Raw genomic sequence first — 24,115 nt, forward strand, 5'->3', positions numbered from 1 at the left:
ATTATTCTGCTGCACGCTTCCAAAGCATATGACAGAACTTCTGCTCTGGGTCTCGGCTGATCAGCATGCGAACCAATACATCGTCCAACGTATCGCCTGATGTCAGGCCAATACGGATTTCAACAAACACTTCGCGGTCTACTTCAAACGCAACGTGTCCTTCCCAGTCACTTTCAGCTTCTACGGCAACACCAGCGCCTTCTTCGTCGAAGCGTTCTTGATAAGCCAGCATGTCATCGTAGTCGAGATTGTCTTCTGCCATTTCGTAGAAGATTTCAAAGGCAGTATCGAGGGTTTCGTCAATTGACAGTAAAGGCGTTTCCATGGAGGTCTCTCAGGATGTCTGAATTTGTGTCATTACACCACGGTGTCGAAGATTTCCCAATCACCACAAACACCAATTGGCGATAAAGGCAGCGATAAGTCACTCGATTTCATATTGATACCAGCATCTTGAACCTCATTGGGTATAGAATAGAGAAAACTAAAGCTGCCCGAACGAGGACATGCCTTTGTACAAGAACAAGCCGCGTGGTGGCCTGTTACCTGAGTTGGATAACGAAAGACCATTTCAAGCTGATTATGTTGAACCGATAGCGGCTTCTGTCCGCCAGATTAAGTCAGCGATGGGTGACGAACTTTTTCATAGCCTTTATCTGTCTGGCGATGTGGCTAGAAGAGAAGCAGGGGAGACTGCTGACCTCACCTTGCTGTTGGTCTGCACACGCGCTTTAAATGTGCAGGAGTATGCAGCGCTGAACACTGTTCGTTGGCGTATTGAACAATCCAGCGATGCCTTAAAGCGTGTGCTTATTGATGTCGTACCACTAAAAGATGTGACCAATCTAGCCAATATTTTTCGCTGGGGGTTCTTCCTGAAACATTGCTCGGTGAACTTGGCAGGAGAAAACCTCAGCAAGAGCTTTGGACACTTTGAAGTGAGTTGGGAAGTGTCGAAGGCAATGAATGATGATTTGGCCCCGAGACTCAAAGATTTACGGCAGAAAATTGCGGTCGCAACCAAATGGGGGACGCAACTCGACGCCGCTCAGGAAGCCGCCGAGCGGTTAATCAAAGCCAGCTTTGGGTTGGTCGCACATAAAGAGCAGAACTGGCAGTTTGAATTGAAGCCCGCTTCTGAGGCTTTTCTTCAACATTACCCTAATAAATCGCTAGAAATAGAGCGACTTTTCTATTTGATCGAACGTAAGCCCGTGAAAAAACGCGCTGTCGTTGCCCTGATGGACAGCTTCGGTGCATGGGTTGAATCCGAATATGCAAAGATCGATCGTAAAATAGGGTAGTTATTCACTTTTGTGACTAGGGGAAGCCCATCATAAACCGGCTATTTAAAGCCGGTTTTTTTATGCGTCCGATTAGGTATATTTACATGCTATTAACACTTAATGTGTTAAATATATACAATATTTGAATTCATAATAGTCAATTGAGCTAATGTGGTGAAATTATTCAAAACAAATGACTATTTATTGTTTACATGGAAAACGGGTTGCATTAATCTTGCGCTCAATTAGTCACTTTTAGTGAATATCTATTTCGCCCAACGCATTGCTCAGGAAGTATTGCCATGCAAAAAACAGAAGAACTAAAAACATCGTCTTCATCAACACGGAATCTGTTGATGTTCTTGATCCCATCACTGCTGGGCGTACTGCTGTTTATGACGCCAATTATGATCGATGGTGGCTTTACGATCCCTATTGCCGTGCTTGCGAAGTCACTTTTGGGGCTTCTTGGTCAGAGCGCGACCATCGTGGTGACTAGTATCATCCTCATTAGTGCATTGGGTTCAGTGCTGGCGCTGGCGACAAAGCCACGCTTCATTACAGAATCAAAGTTCCTGTCAGGCTTGTTTTTGGCAACACCTGTTTGGCTGACAGTGCGTTTGTTGGGGGCTGCGTTTGTCGTCATGTCGTTTTTCGGTTTTGGTCCTGAACACGTGATTGGCGGTGCTACCGGCGGTTTCGTCCTGGGCGATCTGCTTCCGACTCTGCTTTCTGTCTTCGTTTTTGCAGGTCTGTTCCTGCCGTTGCTGACCAACTTTGGCCTTCTTGAACTGATTGGTACCTTCATGACCAAAATCATGCGTCCACTGTTTGGTTTGCCTGGCCGCTCCGCGGTGGACTGTGCCAGCTCTTGGCTGGGTGATGGCAGTGTGGCAATCCTGATGTCGAGCAAGCAATACGAGCAGGGTTACTACACCGAACGCGAAGCAGCCATTGTTGGCACAACTTTCTCTGTTGTTTCAATCAGCTTTAGCTTGGTGGTCATTGCACAGGTCGGTCTGGAACACATGTTTGTCCCATTCTACCTGACAGTGTGTCTGGCGGGATTTGTGGCTGCGGTTGTTGTGCCGCGTCTACCTCCACTTTGTTGGAAAAAGAACACCCTGGTGAATGGCGAAGAGAAAACCTTTGAGCATGAATCTCTTCCAGAAGGCGAAACCCTGTTCTCGTTCGGTGTGAAAAGTGCCGTCAACCGCGCTTCTCATATCCGCTCTTTGAGTGATGTACTGAAAGAAGGCTTCCAGAACGCTGCTGATATGGTGTTTGGTGTTCTGCCTGTGGTGATGGCGATTGGTACTTCTGCACTGATCATCGCTGAATACACGCCAGTATTCACCATTCTGGGTATGCCATTTGTTCCTCTGCTGGAATTGCTGCAAATCCCTGAAGCGGTAGCTGCATCTGAAACCATGCTGATTGGTATAGCAGACATGTTCATTCCAGCGGTTCTGGCGGCGAACATTGACAACGAAATGACCCGTTTTGTTGTAGCAACCCTATCTGTGACCCAGCTGATTTATATGTCTGAAGTTGGCGCACTGCTGCTGGGCAGTAAGATCCCGGTGAAGGTTTGGGAATTGGTGATGATTTTCATCCTGCGTACTTTAGTGACTCTGCCAGTCATCGCCGGTGTCGCGCACCTTATCTTCTAAAAACCCAATAAATCAGTAAGAAGGCGGTCGGTTGACCGCCTTTTTGTTTCTTTGCAATACTACTCACTGACCGCTTCTTTTGCGTCTTTCTCTGCGTCTTCGGTCATCGCTTCCGTCTCTTTTTTGGTTTCCTCTAACAACAACTTTGCTTCGGATTCGGCAGAGTCGGCTACCGCTTCCATTTGGGCTACGCGTTCCTGTGCGACTTGTTCAGCCTGTTGTCCGGCAGTTTCTGTGGCTTGAGAGCCAAACGGAGCGACAACAAACAGCATGCTGAGAAGGGCCAATTTGGATGATTTCATTGTGACGTTCTCCATGTGAGATATTTATGCAGCCAGATATACCCAAACAACCTGAATCCAGCACCTTAAGGTTGTTTGGGTATAAGAATATGCAGCGAGCGGAATATCAGAGCGTCTCATTGTCGGCAATCCCACTCAAATTAGGGCGAAAAAAAGCGACCGCGTTGTGGGTCGCTTTTTCATCTTCAAGAAGTAGGTTTAACTTACGTTTTCGCAGGCTTTTTCTTTGCCTTTACACTTCGCCTTGTTTTTCAGGTGCTCACGTTTCTTTTCGGCTTCTTTTTTCATCATTTCGCGTTTTTGCTCGGCGGCTTTCTTTTTATTTTCAACCATTTCTTCTTGAGATTGTTTCTGCGCTTCGCGCTCCATTTCAGAAATGTCTTTAGCCGACTCCCGCTCAATTTCCGCCAGATCACGCTTTGCAGCTTCTTCAAGTTTTTTCAGTTCATGAACTCGCGCTTGTTCAATTTTTGCCGCTTCTTTTGACGCATCGTCTGCGCTCGCGGTAAAAGGTAAAGCAACAAAAACTGATGAAATGAGGAGGAGGTGTCGTAAATCCATTATGTCGGTCCTTCAAAGTGTTAATACATTGCCCGTGGACGATGTTTGTCGATATAAAGTACCTATTCAAAGAGTGTACGCAGCGTCTCAGTTGAAAGACTTGTTCTGAGGTTATGATGAATCTGGTGTTCCGTTTGATGATTACCTCGCGGGTATGACGGACAATGACTGGTTCAATGAGAATAAGAAGAACATTATGAAAATCATTCTATTACACGGACTGTACATGCATGGTGTTGCCATGTTGCCCTTGGAAAAACGCTTGGAAAGTGCAGGTCATAAGGTTTTGAATTTGTCTTATAACACCATCATGCCCGATCTGAGCGGGTTGTTCAGGGCGATGGACAACTTTATTGATGGTGATGACATCGCGATTGTTGCGCACTCCATGGGAGGTGTTATTACGCGGGCTTATCTCGAAAATGGCAGCGACATGTCTAAGTGTGTAAAAACGGTTATTACCTTGGGCACTCCACACAAAGGCTCAAAGGTCGCCGCGTTTTTTAAAGACATAGGGATCGGTGACTTTATGTTTCAGGAGTCCAGCCGCTTTCTGATGCCGGAACAAGAACCCACATGGCCGGAGGGCTCAACGCTTTATAGTATTGCCGGGGATATGCGTATTGGCCCAGCAACGGTGTTGGTTCGCGATGAAGAGTCAGATGGCACTGTGCTTGTAGAAGAAACGAAAATAGACGGAATGACCAGCCATGAAGTTTTTCCATTAACCCATTCAGCACTGATTTTTGCCAAGCGGGTGAGTGAGCGCATTTTGGAAATTCTCGAGTAAAGAGAAACGCTCAATAAAGGGACGTTTATTCATTGTTTCGGTTGCTATCGTGTCAATGTCAGTTAGCGAATGGATGCATGAATAGATATGGAACCGAAACGTCAGGTCAATACATACAGGGGCAGTTGCCACTGTCAGGCAGTACAGTTTGAAATAGATTCCGATTTTCCTGAGCTCACAACCTGTGATTGTTCAATCTGTATCAGGAAAAATGCCTTGATGGTGAAAGTGCATGAATCGTCGATGCGTATTCTTAGCGGAGAAGACGCACTGACGGCTTATCAATTTCATACTCACACAGCGACACATTACTTTTGCAAAGTCTGCGGTATTTATCCGTTCCACCGAAAGCGTGTGACGCCTGACCATTTTGGTGTGAATGTATTCTGTCTGGAAGGATTTGATCCGGATGGAATTCCGGCTCGGGCCACGGTAGGCAAGGGCATGGCTTAGTCATCTCTGGTTTCTGTTGGCAAAGAAAAAGGCGACATAAAGTCGCCTTGCACATTCTTTGAGATTCAATACTTCAACAAGCTTTCTGACGATTTCGAGTTGGCCCATTTTTCAACGAAAGTACCCTCAGGATCATAAATCTCTGTTTGCTTCTCCAGATTGAAATGACGTTGACCACGGGGATCTGCGCCAACACCTGCCAGGTATTGCCAGTTGCCGTAATTGGTCGCAACGTCAAAGTCTATCAACTGTTGTTCGAAGTAAGCTGCACCGAATCGCCAATCCACACCCAGCTCATTGACCAGACATGAAGCGACAATCTGACGTCCGCGATTCGACATGTACCCGGTCTGGTTCAGTTGACGCATGCAGGCATTCACAATGGGATATTCTGTGGTGCCTTGTTCCCAGGCCTTGTAGTTTTGACAATAGTAAGTGGTAAGAGGGCGTTTGTTCTTAATGCCCTCAAATGCAAACATGCTGGCGCCATGGTAATGCATCATCCATTGGAAGTATTCGCGCCACAGCAGCTCAGCATACATGGATTCGGTGGAATCAGACCGTCCGTGACGATACTCGTAGTTGTCCAATTCCGCAGCGACAATACGGGGAGATATTGAACCGTTTGCCAACCATGCGGATAGACGGGACGAGAACTGCCAGCCATCCAATCCGTTGCGGGTTTCTTTGTAATTTTTCAGCCCTTGGGTTTTCCAGAAAAATTGGTTCAGTTGGACCATGCCGGAATCTTCACCGCCATGATACGGCGTCAGGTCGTAAACAAACTCTTGGCCACCCCAGATGTCACGACGCTCATCAATGTGCTTAGGCAGTGATTCGGGTGCGCTAATAGGAATGCAGGGGAGGATGTTCTGCTTTTCTACGTGTTTTCTGAACTGGCTGAAAGTTTGCGGGAAAGTGGTTTTATCAAAAGTGAGTTGGCTACGAAGAAAAAGTGAGAAGCTTTCGCTGACACTGACCTCACAACCGAGAGTTCGTGATAAGTAAGCCACTTGCTGGCGTTCATAAACACCGGGATGGTCAGTCACAGCCAGAAGATCGATACCGTGCTTTTTGCAAAGGTCTGGTATCACTTGAAGGGGATTCCCCACTTTAACAACCAGACGTTGTTTACGCTTTTTGAGTTCACGTTCCAGTGCACGTAGAGATTGGTATAAGAACTCTTCCCTGAATCTTCCCAAGTGACGCGATTGAAAATGAGCGGGTCTAAACCATTCTGGGTCAATCACGTAAACCATGAGGGCTTGGTCACAGCGCCGGGAGAGGGCGACGAGTGCAGGGTTGTCTGCCAATCGTAAATCATGTCTAAACCATAGAAGCCCTTTCATACCGTCTCTCCTTTGTAATTGGTCATTGCGAACAGAAGGGTGGTTTCTAGTTGTCGATTCACCTCCTAAATCATGAGTACGCAATTAAACGTCAACGGAGTGCAGACGATTAAACAGGTGAGATGCATGTCTCACAGTTAAAGCGTAGCCCAGCATTGATAAAGTCAAGAAGCCTTGAGAATGAAATGTGTGCGAGATCAACCTGATGCTTATAGCGGGTTAATGCCCCAATGCCGCATTGCGCGGTGACTTGGATTGAGAGGGTTTAGTACTCAAGCCTGATACTTTTTTCAAAACACAGGATATTTATGAGTACAGTTTTACGAAGTTGATTATAAGTCTGTCAGACTTTTTAACGGTTTTCGTCCCAATGTGCGCCCCTTAGGATTAACAGATCGTTTCATATCACTATATTGGGAATGATTATCGTTGAAGTTAATACGGAACAATCCAATGAGTGTGACTGGTCAAGATTTATCGGGCTTCGTTCGCCGGGCGCTGCTAGGCATTTCAGGTATTCGGGAAGAAGTCGACAATGAACGCATTTACTTTTTCCAGCATGATAGACTGTTCAGCATCGTAGATGATGACGGCTTGCAGTTCATTGTTGGCGATGAGTGCATGAAAGAAGCACTGCGAAGACCTGGAGCGTTGCTTGAACAGCCAAGCGGCAAGCGCTGTAAAGGCGTTATTCGGGTTACCCCCGACAAGTGTACCGAGACAGATTTGGATTTCTGGTTGTTGTTGGCGTTACCTACCAACCAAGGAACGCTTGATCCGGTTGTCCTGCATTAAAAGCAGTGAATGAGCCAATCAGCGATAAAGAAATAAGTGATAAAAGAAAAGGGCCGAATCGGCCCTTTTTCTGTTTCTAAACGTCGCATCATTTTGCGGATGATGACGTGTAAATCGTCCATTTGTTAACGACTTCGGTTTCCGATACTTTCACACTCGCCGTCACGCGGCGACTGAGTATGTCCGACTGCTCCTGAGACTGGGCAAGAACGGGGTCGGATTCGCCAAAACCGATGATTCGAACCCGATCCGGCCTAATGCCTTGTTTGATCAGCGCGCTTTTTACGGCATTGGCTCGGCGTTCTGAAAGCGCTAGGTTGTAATCTGGGTTGCCCACCACACTCGCGTAACCGTTAAGCTCAACCACGATGTAAGTGAAAGACTTCATGAAGCGGGCGAGGTCATTCACTTCGGTGACAAAGCTTGCTGGGATCTTTGCTGAATCGTTAGCAAACAGAATATGCAGGTCATCACGGGCGCTGATTTCCAGTTCTTCGGAACAACCATCATTATTAATGATTGCACCAAGAGGGGTGCCTTCACAGGCATCCCGGGCGTTAATCACACCATCACTGTCATCATCCAACAAATCGGCATGCTGTTTGGCAACAGGGGCTTGCGAAGCGCTGGTGGAACAACCCGCCAGCACCAGAGCCGCGATGATCAGAAATACACTGCTGAGAGCTTGCCGAGACAGGCCAGCGTATCGCTGAAAAGCGTTCATCATTCGGTGTCTCCTTGTTTATCTTTGCCGTCCTTGCCGTAGACCGAAGTTTGCCACTCTTCTGGTGTATCAACGCGCAGTTCATCAAGCAGCAGGCCAGTGGCGTTCAAGACGCGGTACTTTGAATAAATACCGGTGTAATGAGAATCAATGTATGAGCGGCGCGCATCAAACAACTCGTTTTCTGTGTTGAGCAGATCAAGCAATGTGCGTCGGCCAATCAAATATTGCTTTTCGTATGCTTCAAGCGTCTTAGAGGCTGAATCAACATGTTGTTGTAGGAACTGTGTTTGTTTCTCTGCCAACTCTTTCGCTGTCCATGCCAGACGCGTACTTTCATCCAACAGACGATGTGCGTTGTGGCGAATGTTCTTCGCTTTGTTTATTTGGTAAGCGGCACTGCGTGCTTCCGCCGCGTCGGTGCCACCGTTATACAGGTTGTAGCGCATGCGCAGCATGGCCTGAAACTCGTCGGTATCACCTGGCTGACCATCTAACTCTTCACCCCATTCCTGAGAGGCTTCAATGCTAAACGTTGGGAAAAAGTCGCCTTTAGCCTGTTTGTACTGACGGTGTGCGGCTTCTACATCATTCGTTGCAACCTGAATAACGGGGTTGTTTTCTTTTGCGATGGTCAGTGCTTCAACCAGTGTTGGCGGAATGAAAAGTGCATCGACTTCTGGCAGAACCAAATCGAGAGGAGATGCGCCCACAACGCGTTCAAACTCGATAACAGCGTCATCGAGATTGCTCATCGCAGACAACAAATTGGTTTGTGCCTGTGCCAGACGACCTTGAGCCTGAGAAAGATCCGCGGTGGAACTGATGCCCGAATCCGCGCGCTTTTTGATATCACCAAAGATACGCTCATGGGTTTCCAGGTTCTTTTGGGAAAGATCCGTAATCGCCTGAGTGCGCAAAACCTCAATATAGGCCTCTGTCACGCTAAGTGCGGTGTCTTGAGCATCTGCTAACAGTTGAAAGCGCTGAGCTTCAGCTTCTGCTTTAGTGCGTTTGATGTCGTTATAAGTAATGGAGCCGTCCCAGATTAACTGGCGAAGACTCAACCTTACGTCCCTGGGATGATAAGTCCCATCGTTGTTGTCACTGTCGTATTCGGAATAACCAATACCAGCGTCGAGATCGACAGAAGGCAGATAACCACCTTCCGATGCATCGATATCCGCTTCACGACTTTTGAACTCGTTATAGGCTTCTCTGATTGTCGGGTTTTGTGAAAGTGTCGTTGCAACGGCTTGCTCCAATGATTGTGCATGCACGGTTGCTGCTAAACCGGTGCTACAAAGTGCAAATGCAATAACACTTAATGTCGGTTTCCAAGCTTTAGGGAAACGTGATGTTCTTGCCAAAAACCGCAGTCTAGAGTGGGTGTTACGTTGCTTCATGAATGCTCCCTCAAAGCGAAATTAGACCCTGCGTAAAATTTGAAAAGTCAAAACGCTAAAATGTGGAAAGAAAACTGGAGCCAACTGCCATTTTTTCACCTGTTTTTCTTCTCCTGAAACTGCTCGGATGCATTGATATATGGACAGGTGTGTGACCACAAATTGCGATAAATTACATGTTCGACTTAACAACGTAAAAAGTAGGGCATGTTCGAAAATAATTGACCCCCTAAAACGGGCTTTATCGCTTTTCTATCGTAAATGAGACAGGTCAAAGCAAACTTCTAAAGGCCAAACTGTCTGGGAGGCATTAATTTTTTACCAATTTGATCGATTAATACTTCTCACCAAATCCGATAGGCAAACAATTTCGAAAACCCGTCTCACTGCAATTTAGTTGGTAAATCTAGACAGTAAGGCAACTGGCTGGGTGATTCGTAAACGTTATAGGTATATCGATGAAGACAGCAAATACCGGCTCAGAAACGTCGGAAAACATAGAAAAATTATCAACGTCACTCACCGTAGAAGAAGGCAAGGTCTACCTTGTTCAGAACAATCTGGCAGCGCCATTGACCGGCAGCGCAAATGTGGGTGCTGAAGGTATAGTTATCGCGTCACCCAACGCTCGCTACATTGTTATTAAAGATGGCGAACCCGTGTTGGTTTCAGAGCCCTGTGCCACCTGTATCAAGCTCGATGATGAGGGCATTCAGATCATTGGGCTGGATGAAAACGTCACGCTGGCAGAGAGTGAAGACGCAATCGCGCTGCTAGATGGTGACATCGCTGCGTTGCAGGAAGCTATTCTTGCCGGTGTTGACCCGACGCAGGAATTTGAAGCGGCGGCGGCGGGAGCTGCAGGTGGAACCAGTTCCTCTATCGGTGATTTTGCGGTTATTCAGTACAACAATACCAGCGTGCTGGCACAGGCCGGGTTCGATACTACTTTTTCCCCAAACGCAGCCGCTCCAGCCGATGACGATCCACTTCCTATTCTTCCCCCTTCGGGTGGTGAGTCTCTGTCTCTCACCATCACCGAGAGCGACCTACAGCCAGATCAGTACCCGGTAAACACGGTTTCCAGTGTATTGATAACAGCAAGCTCTTTACCGTTGGATGCGACCAGCTTTGTGATTGAGCCGACGGCAGCGGAAGCGATAATCACCGAGCTGACCGCAGATACACTAAGCGGCGGTGAGCCACTGGATTATGTTCTTTCTGCAGATGGCAAAACCATCACAGGGAGCCTAAATGGCGAAACCGTTGTCATTATTGAAGTGACAGGCGAACAGGTTGGCAGGGATGTGTCATTGACGGTCTCTGTTACCTTGAATTCACCTCTGGACCACAATGCGGAGGGTAGTAGCGCGGGTTTGGTGACAGTGACGGGGGATTCCATCAACATATCGATGGAGATCCAAGGGCAAGACGTTAGCGGTAATGCGCTGGATGCGCCCGTCAGTACCACGGTAACCGTGTTAGATGGTGCGGATCCAACACTCAGTCCTGACAGCATCACCATTGATGAAAACAACGTGGAGTATGTTTCCGAGCCCATTCCCATCAATCTGGATGTAAACAGTGATGCACTGGCATTGATTCGTTTTGTCGAGACCCCTGAGCTTTCCGATGCCTTGAGTGCGATCACCAGCAATGGTGCTTCGACCTCCTTTGTTGTTGAAGACAACGAAATCCGCGTTAGCCTCGACAGCGATCCTTCTTCCATTGTACTTAGTATCACCCTCCAACCTGTCGCGGGGGCGACAGATCAATATGCCTACGTTGTCGCCCAAAATGCCACGATTGATGAGTCAGAAGCGAGCAATGACACCTTGATTCCGGTGACCGTTGAAGCAACAGACAGGGACGGGGACAGCGGCGTTGGCACCTTTACCGTCACGTTTGAAGATGGTGATAACGCATCGGGAGAAAACGCAACCATAGAAGGGCAGTATGAACTCACGGAAGACCAGCTGGAAGAACCTGCTTTGGTCGCAAATGGCACAATAACGCTAGATGCAGCGGCAGACAGATTGGTTCCTGACTCCCTTGAAATTGCAAATCTCACTGGCCTTCAAACCGAGCTTAATAAGCTGGCTTCAGGCGGAGAGGCTCTGTCCTTCCAGTTAACTAAAACGGGTAATGTAGTCGAAATTACCGGAACTAAGCCGGACGGCACCGAAATCGTCAATATCACGTTAACGGCCAGTCAAACCTCTGGTACGGGCGCGCAGGGTATTTCCATTGCGTCAGTCTTTACCTTGGATGGTCCGTTGGATCACCTCGACCCAGGCCAGTTTGCGGATAACCAATGGGTCACTATTTCATCGGCTTCGGGTACGAGCGAGGAAATCTTCGACATCAAAGTTGAGCTGCAGGTACAGGATACGGATGGGGACCCACTCGATGCGCCAATTAGCGTGACCTATAAAGTGGAAGATGGGACAACGCCACTTATCGACGCAGCAGATTCAACCCTGATTGACCCGATGGTTGGCGAGCCTGCTTCAACCACCTCAGAATCACTGGGATTAGAGGTTGGCAGTGATGATATTGCCTCACTCACATGGCAACTCGACAGCAGTTTCCAAACCTTGATTGAAAGCCTCACCAGTAACGGGAATCCCTTGTCATTGCTGACACCCTTAAGTGAGCTCAACGCCGATGGTGAGCCCATTCAGGTTGGCTACACCGAATCTGGCACTACGATTACCGTGCTCACTATCGAACTCGATCAAACCAGCAATGAATATAAGGTGACGTTGGCGCAACCGATTGATGAGCCAACCGATGATAAGGTCGAATTGCCATTAACGGTTAAAGTGACAGACGACGATGGGGACAGCACTACCTCTGAGTTCACCCTCACGATTAACGATGCAGGCAATGCATCTGGTGAGTCTGCGATGGAGAGTGGCGGATTTGAAATCACAGAAAATCAGTTGAATGAACCGGCGCAAACCGCAAACGGCACGATTACGCTGGATGCGAAAACTGACCGTCTGCAACCTGATTCCCTCTCTATTGCCAATCTGTCGGAATTACAGTCCGAGCTTAATGAACTGACGTCTGGTGGCGATGCGCTGACTTTCTCGATAGAGCCAGGCACGGCAGGGAACGTTATCGAATTGGTGGGTAAAAAAGCCGATGGCACGGAAGTGGTCAGTCTGACGTTGACTACCACGCAACAGCCGGGTTCCGGCGCACAGGGGATCTCGATTGCTTCTGCTTTTACACTCAACGAACCGCTAGACCACATTGAAGACAGCAAATTTGCCGACAATAAGTGGGTCACGATTAATCCTGCATCCGGTAGCAGCGAAGAAATCTTCGACATCAAGCTTCAGCTTCAGGTGCTTGATACAGATAATGATGCGTTAGATGCACCCATTGAAGTGACGTATTCGATTGAGGATGGCATTCATCCGGTGATTGATGCCGCTGACGTAGAACTTGTCGATCCGCTTAAAGGGGGAAGTGCATCAACGGCGTCGGGTTCGCTTGGCCTTACCATTGGCAGTGATGATATTGAATCGCTGGTTTGGCAGCTGGATAGCGCATTCCAGACCACCATCGAAGGATTCACCAGCAATGGCAATGCACTTTCGCTGTTAACACCACTCGGCGACATCAATGATTCAAACCAACCCATTGAGATTGGTTATGTTGACGGCACTGGCACCACTGGCACCACAATCACAGTCATGACTCTCACGCTGGATCAGGTGAATAATGATTACGATGTAGTGCTGTCCCAGCCAATCGATCAAACCACCAGTAACGACAAAATCGACATTCCACTTTCCGTGAAGGTGACGGACAAAGATGGTGACACCGCAGATTCTGCTTTCACGGTGACCATTGAAGACAATGACAACGCCAACGGCGTCAATGTCAGTGTCTCCGGTAATTACGATTTAGTTGAAGACCAGCTGAATGAACCTGCTCAAACCGCCAACGGCTCCATTACATTAGATGCCACCACAGACAGGCTTGAGCCGGATTCTGTATTTATCGCCAACTTGTCGGCTCTTCAAAGCGAACTTAACGAACTGACTTCCGGCGGTGATGCACTGACTTTCACCATACAGCCGGGCACTGCTGATAACGTCATTGAGCTTGTCGGTAAAAAAGCGGATGGCACCGAGGTGGTTAGCCTTACGCTGACTACCACACAAATTTCGGGTAGCGGTGCGCAGGGCATCACGATTGACTCAGTCTTCACGCTCAACCTCCCGCTCGACCATGCAGACCCAGACAAGTTTGCTGATAATCAGTGGGTTACCATCAAATCTGCATCTGGCACCAGCGAAGAGATTTTTGATATCAAGCTTCAACTGCAAGCGAAAGATACCGATGATGATTTGCTGGATGCGCCGATAGAAGTGACGTATTCGGTTGAAGATGGCATCCATCCAGAAATCGATGTTCAGGATGCCAGTGTGACTGACCCTAATTCCGGTTCAACGGCAACAGAAACTCGTTCGCTGGGACTGGATATCGGGAGTGATGATATTGAATCACTAGTTTGGCAGTTGGACGGTGGTTTTCAGACCATCGTTGAAGGGCTAACCAGCAATGGCAATGCTTTGTCATTGCTGAGTCCAGTCAGCGATTTAAATGATTCTGATAATCCGATAGAGATTGGCTATACCGATGGCTCTGGTGCAACAGTGACCGTGATGACGATTGCGCTGGATGCGGGTAATAATCAATATGCAGTGACACTGTCACAATCTATCGACCAGCCATCAGATGAAAAGGTTGAGCTGCCACTTTCTGTGAAAGTCACGGATCACGACGGTGACAGTGATTCCTCTGACTTTACCGTCACCGTCAATGATGGCAGTGACGCGTCGGGCGAATCAGCGACAGTGAGTGGTGAGTATGAAATCACCGAGGATAAACTTAACGAACCTGCTCAAACCGTCAACGGCACGATCACATTAGATGCCGCTGCGGATAGGCTGCTGCCCAATTCCGTCTCCATCGCCAATCTGACTGCATTGATTGAAGAATTGAATGAACTGACTTCAGGTGGTGATGCGCTGACATTCCGCATTGAGGCGGGCACCGCAGATAACGTCATCACGCTGGTGGGTGAAAAAGGCGATGGTACTGAAGTTGCCAGTATAACCTTGACCACGACACAGTCGGCAGGTACGGGTGCGCAAGGTCTGTCTATCGCTTCTGTCTTTACGCTCAGCGAACCACTTGATCATATTGAAGAAAGCAAGTTTGCTGACAACCAATGGGTGACGGTTAAGCCAGCCTCTGGTAGCGATGACGAAATCTTCGATATCAAGGTTCAACTTCAGGCACGCGATACGGATAACGACCCGCTTGATACACCTATAGAAGTCACTTACTCAGTGGAAGATGGCATTAATGCGATTATGGAGGTCGTGGATGCGGAGCTCACTGAACCTGCCAATGGCGACACCCCAGTTTCGACGACAGAATCTCTGGGTCTGGAGGTAGGAAGTGATGACATCACCTCGCTGGTTTGGGATCTAGATGCTTCTTTGGCTACCCAAATAGAAGGGCTAACCAGCGAAGGTAATGCGCTGACTTTGCTAACACCATTGAACGAACTCAATGGCTCAAACAAAACCATCGAAGTGGGGTATATCGACGGGTCTGGCGCCACTATAACTGTGCTGACGGTAGCGATCGATCAAGCGAACAACCAATACACCGCAACCGTAAACCGTCCGATTGAACAGCCAGACAGTGAGTCGGTAGAGTTGCCGCTCTCACTTAAAGTCACGGATGATGACGGTGACACAACGACATCTGATTTCACGCTCACCATAAAGGATGGTGCGCCGCCGAGTGTCGATCCTGTCGATTCAACACTCATTGACCCCATTATTGGCAGCACGCGCTCGCAAGAGAATATCAGCCTCGGCATTACCCAAGGCACAGATGCGATTCAGTCCATCGAGTTCTATGCGCCATCAGGATTGGAAGCAGCACTTAATGCTATTACCAGCAGTGGTTACCAAACCAGTGTTCAACCACAGCCGTTTTCTTCGCTGACTAACGAAATCGTCATCGTTATCGATGATCCAAGCCTGTCAGCCTCCTCTTCACCTGCGAATGGTGACACGGTGTTGACCATCAAACTTGATACTGATGCTTCGGGTAAGCCAACAGGAGAATACTCCGTTGTGTTGGATTTGGCTGTTGATCAGGCTGGTAGCGACCTTGAGCTACCCATCGGCGTGAAGGTGACGGATATTGATGGCGATGAAGTGACAGGTGAGTTTACCGTCACGATTCAGGATGATGACTCAGCGATCATTCCGTCTACTGACAAAACCTTGCCGATCACTGAGCCAGATTTAACCCCTGATGGCGCTCAAGTTGGCTATCCCGACACCTCAACCGTGAGTTTGACGGTCAATGCAAGGACTGACCGATTGATCCCGGACGACGTGAGAATCAGCAGTGCTCAGTTGGATGACTTGATCAAAGACATGGAAGAGGTACTCACCAGTAACGGTAAACCCATCGACTTCGAATACGATCAGACGACAGGTGTTCTGTCTGGGCGGGTTGATGGTGAGTTGGTCATGACGCTGAGCTTTCCTGCTACCCAAGGCGTCGATGGATATGGTTTGGTCATCGAACCTTCTATCACGCTATTCAAACCTGTTGACCACAATGCAGATGCAACATCAAACACGCGGGTAACGATTAATGGCGATCGCATTGTTATTTCCGTCTCTCTCGACACCAAGGATTCTGATGGTGATGTGATAAGTGGCATTGCAGCGATTAGCGTTGATATTCAGGATGGTGAAGCGCCGGTGATTACCAACGCCCCTGCGTTGAATGTCGAAGAAAGCGATATTAACGCTAACGGCTCTAGCCCCAATCAGAACCGACCCGGTACCACGCCTGGTGGTGTGGGCACTGATCAGGATACAGCGACCGGGCAACTGGAAATCAATAGCGGCAGTGATGAAATTGCTGATGTAGCGATAAACGTTGGCGGCTTTGCCTCAGTAAATAGCGACAATAGTGAAGATGCGGGTGGTACTGCCATTCCACTGAGTTCTAAGGGCACCGCAGTCACGCTGGAGCTGACCAGTGATACATCTGCCAATAAGGTTTACACCGGTATGGCAGGCGCAAGAGAAGTCTTTACGCTAACCGTATTTCCGAATGGCACTTATACCTTTGCATTGCTTGGTGCTCTTGACCACCCACGAGGTGAAGAGAAAAACTCTCTCGCGATTAACTTCCCTGTCGAAGTGACTGATGCTGATGGCGACAAAGCGACAGCCAATATCGTCGTAAATGTCCTTGATGATGTGCCATTTTCGTTGGAGACCGACGGCGTAGGAACAGGCGGCGGTAGTTTGGTAACGGAAGAAGGGAATTCATCTTCACGCATTACCATTCTGCCTGCGCGCAATCGTGGCGCTGATGATGCAACCATCAAGTCAGTCACCATCAATGGCGAACAGCATGAACTGACACCGGGCATTAATAACCGGTTTACGGTCACCGAAGGGAGTGGCGGGCAAGAGCTCGGCACCTTGGTGATTCATAGCCGCGGTACGGTGGAGTTCATCGCCAACGATGACATCACACACAGGGGCTCAACCAGTAACCGCATCACAGAATCTTTTAGCTACGAAATTCTCGACGGCGATGGAGACATCGTTGTCGGCACCACGGAAATTGTGGTTGTCGATGCCCAACCGCAACTTGTCGTCCAAAACGCATCTGGTTTGGAAGACCAGGGCAGGGAGCCAGATCCTAACGATGATTTGGTCGGCAATCCTGCGGATGGTATAGCCATTAATATGACGGTTGACGTCGGTGATAACGACCAAAGTGAAACGGTTGATCGCGTTTTGATTACCTTGCCATCCAACGCTCACGGCACTTTCTATGCGAACGGTGCGGAGCTTCCCATCACTGGTAACCAAATTGAGTTGGCGGGCAACTTGTTCACGCCCAATGCTTCCAATGAACTTTGGACACTGCAAGGTGTGACCTTTGTCCCTGATCAGGATTACTCCGCATCTAACGGTGTGCCTACGTTTACCGTGACGGGATTTGTGGCCAACGGAGATGGCTCAGAACGTCAGTTAGATAACCAAACCTTCTCCATCACCGTTGAGGGTATTGCTGATGTGCCGATTTGGGAAAATTCAACGACAACGCTTTACTACCGAATTGATGAAGACAGTGACGGTGCAACACTCAACCTGAACGCAGAATTGGAAGACAGGGATGATTCGGAAGAACTGAACTACATCCTGACACTCGACGCTGGCAGCGCCACCTTGTTGCTCAATGGCGCAGAGTTGACGCCGACAGGTGGCAAATACATCGTCGCAGCGGCGGATATCAACAATGTGGTAGTGAAACCTGACGAGAATTTCTCTGGTGACATAACGCTAACAGCGATTGCCCAAAGTAAAGAGAAAGACAACTTCGCGTCCGGTCAGCAAACGGCGGATTCAGAACCTCAAACCATCACGATTGCGGTTGACCCAATTGCGGATACCACCACCCTCAAAGTGACCCGAGCCAGTGGGCTGGAAGACGAGCTTATCGACCTCGCACCGCATATCTCACTGACAGATTCAGTAGATACAGACGGTTCTGAAGCGCTTTATGTCTGGATCACCGGCGTGCCAACAGGTGCGAAATTACTCTTGAGTGATGGGACCGAGGTGCCGGAAAGTGGCGGTCTCTATGAGTTTGCGTATGCAGATATCAGTGGTTTGAAGCTTCAGCCACCACCAGAAAGCAATGTGGATTTCGCCTTGAATGTCAGAGGCGTGGTGAAAGACACGATCACAGTCACCAATGCCAGTGGTGTCGCCGAGACGGTGACTGATGTTTACGAGACTGGCGCAAAAATCCTCAACGTGGCTTTGAAAGGCGTGGCTGATGTGCCAGATATTGAAGCAGATTTAGGTAATGTTTGGCAGCCAGTCATCGAAGATGGCGTGGAGACGGGGATTGAAACCACCATTCCGGAAGATGGAGAAGTTTCACTTTTGTTTACCATTAAATCTGGTGAGAAAGGGAGTTCTCTGCCTGACGATGACTCTGAAACACTGTCTACGCTGGTCACCAATATTCCCAAAGGCGTGACCTTATTAGATACCAATGATGACGAAATCAACCTAGTTTATGCTGGCCTGGGTGCTAATGGTGAACCCCAATATCAGGCCAAGGTAGATGGGCTTTCAGACGTTAAACTGGTTCCTCCTCCTGGCAGCACAGATGATATCACGCTGACTGTCACCATTATCGTCACTGAAGATGATGGCGATTCTTTGACCGTCGATAAAGATGTCATTGTCCATATTGAACCGGAAATTGATGCGCAAGATTACACGCTCAACAGCCGTGGATTTGAAGACCAGAATGTGGTCGTTAATTGGCGTCCAAATACGGATGAAGGATTCACTGATAACAACGAATCTATTACCGCTATTACCTTTTCGATGGCTCAGGCAGCGATTGACGCTGGTTATACGCTGACAATTGCCGGTGAATCAACGCCTATTACCTTCTCCGGAGGCGAAGCGGTGCTCTCCACTGATCAAGTGAGTAAGCTCTTATCGGGCAGTAATCTTTTACTTAGAGCCCCAGTAAACTCTGACCTCGACCGGGATCTTGATCTAAGCGTGAAGCTAACTGTTGAACAGAAAGACACTGACTCTTCGGCTATTGATACCAAAGAGATCACTGGTGATCTGAATGTCCTCATCATCGCGACCGTAGAGAATACTGGAGACATCGAGCTAATTGATGCTTCCGATAATATTCTTTCGACGACCATTGTCGGGGAGGGTACTGGCTCAATATCACTTTCCAGTCCTGATAGACGTTTGGCATTTATAACACCTGAAGGCGTAAACACAGACGGAAGCAGCGAGGAAATTATTACCCAGGTCGTGGTCACTTTTGTCGCTGATGCCAGTGGAACACCACTGACAGAGGAACAGCTTGAACTCTATGACCAGTTCTACGTGACAGGTGGGATCAATAATGGTGACGGCAGTTGGACTGTTCCTGCGAATGCATTAGATACATTGGCCATTACGACGTCTGCTAAAACAACGGCGCCTGTATATGCGCAAATCACAGCGCAGGTTCAGGATCAGGGGGACGGAACTGAAGGAGACGTAAGTACTCCCGTCGAGCAGAAGCCCATTGTGCTGACACTGGACTTTCAGGGTGAGACAGATCAGACCGAGTTGGCAGGTGATATATCGGTCAACTTGCAGAATGTGACAGGTGCTGAAGATAAATCGATTACATTTGGAGAGCAAATTGGCGACTTTATCCAGATAAATGCTGTGGATGCACCCAATGATGAGTTATCACTGGTTATTGATTCTTCAGCGCTGTCGGCGATTGGCGCAGTGGCTTCTGGGATGTCGTTCAACTACGAAACCGGTGAATATGTTACCAAAGTACCAGTGGCCGCGGATGGGTCTGTTGATCTTTCCGCCATCGCTTTATTACTGCCCAGACATTTTGCCGGTGACGCAATACTTCCTATCAAACTAGTCACGACAGACAAACTAAGCGGCGACATCAAAGAGCTTGATACGTCTATCTCCATTGTTATTGCTCCGGTGGTAGATGGTGTTACGACCGAAGTGAAAGTGATTCAAACTGACGGTTTGAACAGTGAAGAACAGCCCGTCGAGGATGAATCAGAATGGGTGCCAGTCGCCAACAAAGCCCTTGAAGATGGCATCATAGAGCTGGATTTTACGTCGAAATTAATCGACCCCGATACGTCGCCCAATTCCGGTGTTGAAACCATCACTCAGGCTGTATTGACCGTTGACAGCTCCGTAGGTTTTTTTGTTGATGAAAGTGGTGAGAACCCGCAAAGCACCATCACTGTTTCCAGTGCTGATCTTTCCAAGGTTTACTTCAAGCCGATAGCGGATTTCAGTGGTGATGTCAGCATTAAAGTCGATACAACGGTCGAAGATAGGGCAGTGAATGATCAGACGAGCTTACCTGACTCTGTCACCGTTAAAACCATCTCAACCAATGTGTCCTTCGAAGTCTTGCCAGTTAACGATCCGGTTACCTTCAGTGGTAATACTTCAGCGATTGCGGGCAACGAAGATGAGCAAATCGCACTAACAGGAGTCACGGCAACGCTGCAGGACACTGATGGTTCTGAGAAGATTGTTTCGGTGAAACTCACCGGTGTGCCTGATGATTTCCAGTTGGTTTCGAATGGAAGCCAGTTGGTGCAGAACAGTGGCGGCGGCGACTGGACCATCAGTGTGCCACCTAACAGCCAAAGTTTCTCTCTTGATGATATTGCGTTTATTCCACCCAAAAACTTCAGTGGTTCAATGACGGTCGTCATGGTGGTTTACGCCAAAGAGAATTTACTCAGCACACCGAAAGAATACAGCACCACCATCGACGTTGTGGTTAACCCCATTGGCGATGGAGTAGACACTGAAATCACCACGTCGGTCTCCGGCACGGAAGACGAGAACATTGAGTTGCCTTTGGATGTCACGGTGATAGATAAAGCATCGTCATATGATGGCTCGGGATTGTCTGTGACTGAGAATGGGCCAGAAGTGGTGAAAGTGGTGCTGACCAATGTGCCGGATTCCGCAACGATCAGCCTGCCGCCGGGTGTTGCCAGTGGGAGCAGTGCGGAAAAACAACCCGATGGAAGTTGGGTCGTTATCGCCAATCAAACCACGCTGTCTTCGCTTATTTTCACACCGGGAGATGCCAATGAAAATAACTGGGATGGGCAGCTTGAAGTGTCGATTCGCGCGGTAGATAACGGCGTAGAAGCAGACAGTTCTCTGTGGGTGAATCAGGTGATCGATGTCACCGTCACACCAGTCAATGACGAGCCAGAGTTAACCTTGCCAACTTCACTGGAAGCGGAAGAAGAAACGACCTTACTGATTGAATCTATACAGGTGAAAGATGTCGATGCGAATGAAACGGCTGGTGGCGTTATTTCTATTCGCTTGAGTGCTATTGATGGTGTGATTGGTTTACCGGACTCACCACCATTGCCTTCAGGCGTGACTGTGAGTGGGCAGGGCACCAACAATATGACTTTGGAAGGGCCGTTGGATGCCATTAATGACGCTTTGGGTAATGGCGTCACCTACACGGGAGATACTAATTTCAGTGGTGAAGATACTCTGACCGTGACGGTCAACGATAACGGCAATTCCGGTGACGGAGGGGCGAAGACAGATACGGATTCGGTCAGCATCAATGTACTGCCAAAACCAGACATTCCCACACTGACTCTGAATACGCCACAAACCGCTGCGGTTGCGGGGAGTGTCGCTTCCGTGATTCCTCTGCTTGGGCTGGCAGCTGCATTGACGGACCCGTCTGAAACGCTTTCGATCGAAATTCGAAATGTGCCTGCGGGACTAACATTCGTTGATGCTGATGGCGCAGCCATGGGGACAGGCCCTATTGGTGGTGTTGTGACGCTAACGCCGGCAGAACTCGCACAACTGCACGTAACGGGATCGTCTGTGCTGTCGAACACCGTTGAAGTGGTTGCTATTTCAACGACAACGACGGGGGAATCGGCAGAATCTGATTCCATCGAACTTTCTATCAACGTGACTAACGCAGGCGAAGGGGCGATTGCAGCTGCAGATCCTGCCGTCGACAATGTTGTGGTATCGGGAACGGAAGATGCCACTCTGGAAGGTGGCGCTGGTGACGATACCTTGATTGGCGGGCTTGGTGCAGACATCCTCAGTGGCGGTGCTGGTGATGACAGCTTGTGGGGTGGTAAAGAAGGTGATGCGGACAACAGCATCGATAGGTTTGTTTGGAATGCAGCAGATTTTGGCACCGCCGGCAGCCCTGCGACAGATACCATCGAAGATTTCGACACTGCAACGGATGTGGTGGATCTCAGCGGTGCGTTAAGCCTGCAAAACCTGAGTGGCCTTTCGGCGCTGACTGATATCCTCGCATTAACCGAAAGCGGTGGCAGCGCAACTCTGAGTGTTTCAGTTGGCGGAGATAAAGTTCAGGACATCGTTTTCAACGGCGTCAGTTTGGATGAAATGATTAATGGCATGGCTTCTGGGATGACCCAGGAAGAGCTCCTGACCTCTGTCATCGATAGCGGTCAGTTATATCTCGGTGACAATATCGGTAATGGAGAAAGCAATACGTTGGTCGCCGATGACGCAGGAGAAAGTCTGTTTGGTATGGGGGGCAATGACACCCTGCAAGCGGGTAAAGGCGATGACATTCTCACTGGCGGTGAAGGAGAAGATCTGTTCGTTTGGCTGGAGTCGTCTTTGACCAATCCAGCGAATACAGACAGGGTGACTGATCTGACGTTGGGGCAGGACAAACTGGATATCTCTGACTTGCTGACAGGGTTAAGCTCAACACCGGATGCATCTGATTTATTGCCATTTTTTGATGATGCAACCGTCGCTAACGATGGCACGATCACGCTTGCCTTGATTTCAAATGGGCAAACGCAAAACATCGTGCTGGAAAGCATGGATATATCGAGTTCAGGGCTTAGTCTGGCTGCAGGATCCAGTACTTCAGAAATCATTAACGCCCTTTACGACCAACAGGTTTTTAAAGTGGATTAACAGGAGAGCTAAGTTTGCTCATTGAGTGGTCTTTGTTCAAGGTATTGAATTTGGACATAACTATTTTCGTCAATTGAGTCATCTGTCGATAGATTAAGACTATGCTGTTAGAGGACGTTATTGTTTTTGCCTTCACATGCATTGAGATCTGGTATGAGCACAGAACCTAAAACTTCAATCTTGACAGAAAGCGGTACAAACGAACTCGAGATTATTGAATTTCGTTTAGAGAAAATTTTGCCTGATGGCTCTAAAAAGATCTGTTATTACGGTATCAACGTCGCCAAAGTAAGAGAGGTTATCCGCGTTCCCGATACCACGGACTACCCCAATGCACAGCCTAACGTGCTGGGGGTGTTCTCTCTTCGTGGCAAGTTGATTCCTTTGGTGGATTTAGCTCGCTGGCTTGGCGTGCCAACCAAGGATTGTGTCGAAGAAAAAGTCGTTATCGTTACTGACTTCAATAAGATGTCGAACGGTTTCTTGGTAGACAGTGTCAGCCGGATTCACAGAATATCCTGGGAAGAGGTGGAATCTCCCAGCCAGTTCCTCGAAGCCTCAGATCAAGATTGTGTCGTGGCGGTAGTGCGTCAGGAATCCAATCTCATCATGATCCTCGACTTCGAGAAAATCATTGCTGACATCAATCCAGAACTTAGCATGGAAAAATACGATGTCACCAAAGACAAAACGGTGGTTATCGATGATGCCATGGTGGCAAGGCGCGAAGCTAAAACCATCCTTGTTGTCGATGACTCGGCGTTTATTAGGCGTTTGATTGAAAACACGTTGAGATCGGCGGGTTACAATGTGATCACCGCAAAAGACGGTCAGGAAGGGCTGGACAACATGATTGAGTTTGTCCGTCTGTGTACCGAAGAACAGCTGCCCATTACTGAATTCGTCGACGGTGTGGTCTCTGACGTGGAAATGCCGAAAATGGACGGCTTGCATCTGGTAAAAAGGCTGCGTGATATCGGTGAATACAAAGACATTCCGATTGTCATGTTCTCTTCCTTGATGAGTGAGGACAACCGCCGTAAAGCGCTGGATCTTGGTGCTAACGACACCATCACTAAACCAGAAATTGGCCGTATGGTTGGCTTGATGGATAGTTTGGTATTGAAAGAAGGTTAGTC

At 48.5% G+C, this 24,115-nt stretch carries 13 protein-coding genes; 7 read left to right on the forward strand and 6 right to left on the reverse strand.

Annotated features, from left to right (window positions below; translation table 11 throughout):
* Position 1: 1 nt before the first annotated feature.
* Positions 2 to 325, reverse strand: coding sequence for an HI1450 family dsDNA-mimic protein (locus D515_RS16920; RefSeq protein ID WP_002540252.1), 324 nt, complete (start codon positions 323 to 325; stop codon positions 2 to 4).
* A gap of 181 nt (positions 326 to 506) precedes the next feature.
* Here D515_RS16920 and D515_RS16925 point away from each other — a divergent pair, with 181 nt between their 5' ends.
* Together D515_RS16925 and D515_RS16930 are read left to right on the forward strand one after the other, a co-directional pair.
* Positions 507 to 1,304 carry a hypothetical protein gene (locus tag D515_RS16925; protein WP_239643991.1) on the forward strand — a complete coding sequence of 266 codons (798 nt, stop codon included), beginning with the start codon at positions 507 to 509 and terminating at the stop codon, positions 1,302 to 1,304.
* 338 nt (positions 1,305 to 1,642) lie between these two features.
* Complete coding sequence (locus tag D515_RS16930; RefSeq protein WP_002540255.1) at positions 1,643 to 2,959, forward strand: YjiH family protein; 1,317 nt, start codon at positions 1,643 to 1,645, stop codon at positions 2,957 to 2,959.
* 59 nt (positions 2,960 to 3,018) lie between these two features.
* Here D515_RS16930 and D515_RS16935 read toward each other — a convergent pair whose 3' ends face one another.
* A complete protein-coding gene (locus tag D515_RS16935; protein WP_002540256.1) occupies positions 3,019 to 3,261 on the reverse strand; it encodes a hypothetical protein in 243 nt (80 codons plus the stop codon).
* A 198-nt stretch (positions 3,262 to 3,459) separates the two neighbouring features.
* Positions 3,460 to 3,822 (reverse strand): hypothetical protein, encoded by a 363-nt coding sequence (locus D515_RS16940; RefSeq protein WP_002540257.1) that lies wholly within the window; start codon positions 3,820 to 3,822, stop codon positions 3,460 to 3,462.
* 196 nt (positions 3,823 to 4,018) lie between these two features.
* Here D515_RS16940 and D515_RS16945 point away from each other — a divergent pair, with 196 nt between their 5' ends.
* Complete coding sequence (locus D515_RS16945; protein ID WP_039850257.1) at positions 4,019 to 4,612, forward strand: PGAP1-like alpha/beta domain-containing protein; 594 nt, start codon at positions 4,019 to 4,021, stop codon at positions 4,610 to 4,612.
* An 87-nt stretch (positions 4,613 to 4,699) separates the two neighbouring features.
* The gene (locus D515_RS25390; protein WP_083939920.1) at positions 4,700 to 5,065 is read left to right on the forward strand and encodes a GFA family protein; all 366 of its coding nucleotides are present in this window, start codon (positions 4,700 to 4,702) and stop codon (positions 5,063 to 5,065) included.
* Between the two features lie 65 nt (positions 5,066 to 5,130).
* Here the strand turns inward: D515_RS25390 and D515_RS16955 are convergent, their stop codons facing one another.
* Positions 5,131 to 6,414, reverse strand: coding sequence for a DASH family cryptochrome (locus D515_RS16955; RefSeq protein WP_002540260.1), 1,284 nt, complete (start codon positions 6,412 to 6,414; stop codon positions 5,131 to 5,133).
* Between the two features lie 453 nt (positions 6,415 to 6,867).
* Here D515_RS16955 and D515_RS16960 point away from each other — a divergent pair, with 453 nt between their 5' ends.
* Complete coding sequence (locus D515_RS16960; RefSeq protein WP_002540261.1) at positions 6,868 to 7,209, forward strand: hypothetical protein; 342 nt, start codon at positions 6,868 to 6,870, stop codon at positions 7,207 to 7,209.
* Positions 7,210 to 7,297: 88 nt separating this feature from the next.
* On the opposite strand, the gene D515_RS16965 is transcribed toward D515_RS16960, so the two are convergent.
* On the reverse strand, positions 7,298 to 7,936 hold the full coding sequence (locus D515_RS16965; RefSeq protein WP_002540263.1) for an OmpA family protein: 639 nt from the start codon (positions 7,934 to 7,936) through the stop codon (positions 7,298 to 7,300).
* The gene (locus D515_RS16970; protein ID WP_002540264.1) at positions 7,933 to 9,339 is read right to left on the reverse strand and encodes a TolC family outer membrane protein; all 1,407 of its coding nucleotides are present in this window, start codon (positions 9,337 to 9,339) and stop codon (positions 7,933 to 7,935) included. Before D515_RS16970 ends, D515_RS16965 begins: the two co-directional genes overlap by 4 nt.
* 458 nt (positions 9,340 to 9,797) lie before the next feature.
* On the opposite strand from D515_RS16970, the gene D515_RS16975 reads away from it, so the two are divergent.
* Both D515_RS16975 and D515_RS16980 read left to right on the forward strand, forming a co-directional pair.
* Positions 9,798 to 22,976, forward strand: a complete 13,179-nt coding sequence (locus D515_RS16975; RefSeq protein WP_002540265.1) for a retention module-containing protein — start codon at positions 9,798 to 9,800, stop codon at positions 22,974 to 22,976.
* A gap of 153 nt (positions 22,977 to 23,129) precedes the next feature.
* Positions 23,130 to 24,113 (forward strand): chemotaxis protein CheV, encoded by a 984-nt coding sequence (locus tag D515_RS16980; protein WP_002540266.1) that lies wholly within the window; start codon positions 23,130 to 23,132, stop codon positions 24,111 to 24,113.
* The last annotated feature ends 2 nt before the right edge of the window (positions 24,114 to 24,115 follow it).

Origin of the sequence: Grimontia indica, from assembly GCF_000333895.2 — a bacterium.
Taxonomy (GTDB): Bacteria; Pseudomonadota; Gammaproteobacteria; order Enterobacterales; family Vibrionaceae; genus Enterovibrio; species Enterovibrio indicus.

Bases quoted from the DNA above. Each gene is read 5' to 3' on its own strand.
- D515_RS16935 (WP_002540256.1), bottom strand. From the start codon at position 3,261: ATGAAATCATCCAAATTGGCCCTTCTCAGCATGCTGTTTGTTGTCGCT.
- D515_RS16980 (WP_002540266.1), top strand. From the start codon at position 23,130: ATGAGCACAGAACCTAAAACTTCAATCTTGACAGAAAGCGGTACAAAC.
- D515_RS16925 (WP_239643991.1), top strand. From the start codon at position 507: ATGCCTTTGTACAAGAACAAGCCGCGTGGTGGCCTGTTACCTGAGTTG.
- D515_RS16960 (WP_002540261.1), top strand. From the start codon at position 6,868: ATGAGTGTGACTGGTCAAGATTTATCGGGCTTCGTTCGCCGGGCGCTG.
- D515_RS16975 (WP_002540265.1), top strand. From the start codon at position 9,798: ATGAAGACAGCAAATACCGGCTCAGAAACGTCGGAAAACATAGAAAAA.
- D515_RS16970 (WP_002540264.1), bottom strand. From the start codon at position 9,339: ATGAAGCAACGTAACACCCACTCTAGACTGCGGTTTTTGGCAAGAACA.
- D515_RS16920 (WP_002540252.1), bottom strand. From the start codon at position 325: ATGGAAACGCCTTTACTGTCAATTGACGAAACCCTCGATACTGCCTTT.
- D515_RS25390 (WP_083939920.1), top strand. From the start codon at position 4,700: ATGGAACCGAAACGTCAGGTCAATACATACAGGGGCAGTTGCCACTGT.
- D515_RS16955 (WP_002540260.1), bottom strand. From the start codon at position 6,414: ATGAAAGGGCTTCTATGGTTTAGACATGATTTACGATTGGCAGACAAC.
- D515_RS16940 (WP_002540257.1), bottom strand. From the start codon at position 3,822: ATGGATTTACGACACCTCCTCCTCATTTCATCAGTTTTTGTTGCTTTA.
- D515_RS16945 (WP_039850257.1), top strand. From the start codon at position 4,019: ATGAAAATCATTCTATTACACGGACTGTACATGCATGGTGTTGCCATG.
- D515_RS16930 (WP_002540255.1), top strand. From the start codon at position 1,643: ATGTTCTTGATCCCATCACTGCTGGGCGTACTGCTGTTTATGACGCCA.
- D515_RS16965 (WP_002540263.1), bottom strand. From the start codon at position 7,936: ATGATGAACGCTTTTCAGCGATACGCTGGCCTGTCTCGGCAAGCTCTC.